Source organism: Nonomuraea sp. NPDC049152 (genome assembly GCF_040648355.1).
GTDB lineage: Bacteria > Actinomycetota > Actinomycetes > Streptosporangiales > Streptosporangiaceae > Nonomuraea.
Window position 1 is genome coordinate 1 of the sequence record NZ_JBEZDO010000082.1, and the last position, 3,314, is coordinate 3,314.

The 3,314-nt window shown below is 65.9% G+C and carries 3 protein-coding genes and 1 pseudogene; all 4 read right to left on the bottom strand.

All coding sequences use genetic code 11. The features are described 5' to 3' along the window. Nucleotides 1-323: 323 nt before the first annotated feature. The 4 genes and pseudogenes from AB0B45_RS51340 to AB0B45_RS51355 all read right to left on the bottom strand — a co-directional run bounded on the left by AB0B45_RS51340 (nucleotide 324) and on the right by AB0B45_RS51355 (nucleotide 3,143). Entirely contained in the window at nucleotides 324-764 is a 441-nt protein-coding gene (locus tag AB0B45_RS51340) for a hypothetical protein (RefSeq protein ID WP_305924481.1), read from the bottom strand. A 157-nt stretch (nucleotides 765-921) separates the two neighbouring features. Next, nucleotides 922-1,749 (bottom strand): annotated as a pseudogene (locus tag AB0B45_RS51345) (IS5 family transposase); the annotation flags it as partial. Nucleotides 1,750-1,753: 4 nt separating this feature from the next. Then, nucleotides 1,754-2,218, bottom strand: coding sequence for a hypothetical protein (locus AB0B45_RS51350; RefSeq protein WP_358146347.1), 465 nt, complete (start codon nucleotides 2,216-2,218; stop codon nucleotides 1,754-1,756). Continuing rightward, nucleotides 2,172-3,143, bottom strand: coding sequence for a DUF6192 family protein (locus AB0B45_RS51355; RefSeq protein WP_358146345.1), 972 nt, complete (start codon nucleotides 3,141-3,143; stop codon nucleotides 2,172-2,174). The genes AB0B45_RS51350 and AB0B45_RS51355 overlap by 47 nt, the downstream gene beginning before the upstream one ends. Nucleotides 3,144-3,314 lie beyond the last annotated feature (171 nt).

The window sequence follows — 3,314 nt, forward strand, 5'->3', positions numbered from 1 at the left end:
CCGGCCCGCACCCCGCTACGACGTCGGCAAAACCGTCAAACGAGGCCGCACCCTCGCGGCACTACAACAATCCGGACGATAAAGAACAAGCTGAGAAGGTGTCTTCGAACCCCTTTAGCGCCCCTTAGCGATCTTGGGTGAGGAGGTCATCAACCGGCATCTCTCACCCTCAGGCAAACTACCGGCGGAGGAGCGCGATATCCACGCCTGCGATCTCGGCAGTGGAAGTGGATGTGCGGGTGCCGAGCGGGAACATCGTCGGCACTCCGCACCCGCCCGCCCGGCTGAGTACGGATATTCATGTGCCGTTCTGGCGGCCTTCGTCAGAACCCGCGGAAGATACCCTCTTCGTCCATGGCGTCGGCGAATTCGGCGAAGTCCATGTTGCCGATCGAGAGGTTGGCCTCGATCGAATAGAGCTCGGTCGCGATGACCCGCATCTGGCGCCCCCTCTCCACCCTCAGGTCGACGAGAAGCAGCGGCATCTCCGGCAAGCGGACAGCGACTTCGTCCACCACGACAAAGAACGCGGGGTCGTATTCCTCCGGCAGTAGCGCGAGGATCTCCTCCGCTGTGGCGCCTTCGTAGGCCGGATCATCAAGGTATTGCACCGGCGCGACGAACTCGCCCTCGTCGTCCTCCAGAATCCATTCGTTGTCCACCATCGATCCGATCGTCGCGCGGACGGCCGCCCACGCCTGCGGGGCGGAGAAGTCCGTGCGGATCACCAGCAGTTCGTAACTCGACGACAGAATGTCCGGCATAGCCGCACATTCTGTCAGTGGCAGCGGACGGCAGAACCAGCCGGCCGCAATGTTCAGAGGGTGTTGTCGATCCCGGGCAACCGTCGAGCAGGATCAGTCGGAGGCATCCTTCCGGCCCATCGCCTCCTCACTCTCAGGCGGCCCGCAGTGCCAACGCTGGCTTTCGGGCCCATGCCTGCGGCTTCTTCCGGGTAAGCCGCCTGGTCATGAGCGTGATCGAGGCAACGGTCAGGTGTGCTTCGCTGTGCGAGGGCTTGCGTTCGAAGTCGATCACGTTGCGGCGGGCGTTCATCAACCAAGAAATGGATCTCTCGACGATCCACCTTCTCGCGAGTACTTTGAACCCGGTCTGACCAGGCCGTTTGGTCACGATTTTGAGGGTGAGGCGCAGGAAGCGGCGGGCCCAGGTGACCAGCGTCCCGGCGTAGGCGCCGTCGCCCCAGATCAGGGTCAGCTGCGGGTGCAGCATCCGCAGCCGGGCCAGCATCTCGCGTGCGGCATCTCGGTCGGGCTGCCCGGCGGGAGTGACCATCACCATGAGAGGCATGCCGCGCGTGTCCACGACCAGGTGCCGTTTCCTGCCCGACACCTTCTTCCCGGCGTCATAGGAGCGTGAACGGCCGGTGACGGTAGCCGCCGCGCGCACCGACTGGGAGTCGATGATCCCGGCGACCGGGTTAGGGCAGCGGCCCTCACGGGTGCGGAGGATGCGGCGCAACTCGTCACGGACCTGGTGGAAGACACCGGCCCGGGCCCAGCGGGCAAAGAACCCGAACACCGTCTGGAAAGGCGGGAAATCCGCAGGCAGGGCCCGCCATTTGCAGGCGTTGTCGGTCACGTAGCGGATCGCGTCGAAGACGTCGCGGCGGTGGTGTTTCTCCGGCCGGCCGCCCAGGGGCGTCTGGCAGGCGGGAACCGGCAGCAAGGACTCGATCAAGGCCCATTCCTCATCAGAGGTATCGGAGGGATACCGACGTGGACGCATCGGTTCAGCCTCCCGCCTTGCCCAGCAGCGCCAGTGCCGACTGGACCACGTTGAGCTGGCCCAGCACCAGGTTGACCCATTCCTCCTCGGGCCGGGCGGCCGCGTGCGGCGCCACGGTGGCCGACAGCAACCGGCTGATCCGGGTCAGCTCGGTGCGCAGGCACGAGCGCTCGTAGGTGATCCAGTCGAGTGGCTCGGCGGAAAAGCGGTATCCGTCGCGGCAGGTCCAGATCAGCGGGGTCAGGTGAGCCATCGCCGAGACCTCGCGGATGTAGACGATGCCCTTGTGGACATGGTGGATGCTCAGGCTGGTGGCCGCCACCAACTGCCGGGTGGTCAACCCGGCCGGGCGGGCCTCCAGCAGCGCGCGGCGGACCTGATCGCCGCAGACATTGGCCGCCAAGCCCCGGGCGGGCATGGCGTCACTCGCCGCGCAGCAGGCGGGCCAGGCCCTCATCCAAGCTGACATCGCCGGAGTCAACGGCGGTCTCCAGCCAGTCGGCTGTCGCGCGGACCCGGGCCAGGCTGTGGGACATGGTCGACTTCTCTTCGGGAGTGAAGGCGTGCCCGCGCAGGGCGGGCAGGACCCGGCCGACCGAGGCCACGAAGGCCATGCACGCGCCGATCAGATCAAGCAGGTCGCGGTTGCGTTCGATCCGCGGCAGCGCGGGAGTGCGTTCCCGGACCACCTCGCTGGCCTGCCGAGCCTGGTCGACTTGCGCGCGGTTGACCAGGTGCCGGGCAGTGGTGTCGGTCATCGCCTTGAAGGCGACCTCGGGACGGCGCAGCAGGTCGGTCGCCACGACCGCGGCGACCCGCTCATCCCGGGCCAGGTCGTGGATACGATCCACCTTTTGCTGCACCGAGGCGATCTCGGCGAACTTCTGGTCGACGGCCTTCTGCGCGGCGCGAATAGTCCACCGGCGTTGCCTGGTGCGCTCGTCGAAGGGAGGGTTGGCGAGTCGCGCGAACCGCTCCTCCTCATTCCTGATCGAGGCCAGGATCCGGTGGATGGTGTAGGAAACCCCAGCTCGACGCTGTGCAGCGGGCCAGCGGGAGGCAACCCATCGGTGCGTCTCCAAGGTCGCCGGCGCTATCCCCAGATCGTCGGCGAACATCTGCAGCACGTCCGAGACGCTGAACAGCATCTCGGACGGGTCCGGGTGCGCTCCGCCGTGCGGCTGCATCGGCTCAATCTCCAGAGCTTTGTCCCCGAGCGCGAACTGTGCCCGAGTCTGGATGTCAACGAGTTCCCGGCCTTCGGCTACCAACTGCTCGTAGCGTTCCTGGGTGACGTTCCCGATCATGGTTGGCATGGTCCGCTGCTCTCCGCGCGAGGTGTCTGCGTGAACGACGGGATGCGGACCGCCAACCTTGAGCATGCGCTTGATCACATTGTGTGACAATCCCTGGCAAGACAGGTCTTTGTGCTGTTCCGAGATCGTTAGCGGGGATCAGAGACACCTTCTGAGCTTGTTCTTTATCGTCCGGATTGTTGTAGTGCCGCGAGGGTGCGGCCTCGTTTGACGGTTTTGCCGACGTCGTAGCGGGGTGCGGGCCGGCGG

Bases quoted from the DNA above. Each gene is read 5' to 3' on its own strand.
- AB0B45_RS51340 (WP_305924481.1), bottom strand. From the start codon at position 764: ATGCCGGACATTCTGTCGTCGAGTTACGAACTGCTGGTGATCCGCACG.
- AB0B45_RS51350 (WP_358146347.1), bottom strand. From the start codon at position 2,218: ATGTCAGCTTGGATGAGGGCCTGGCCCGCCTGCTGCGCGGCGAGTGAC.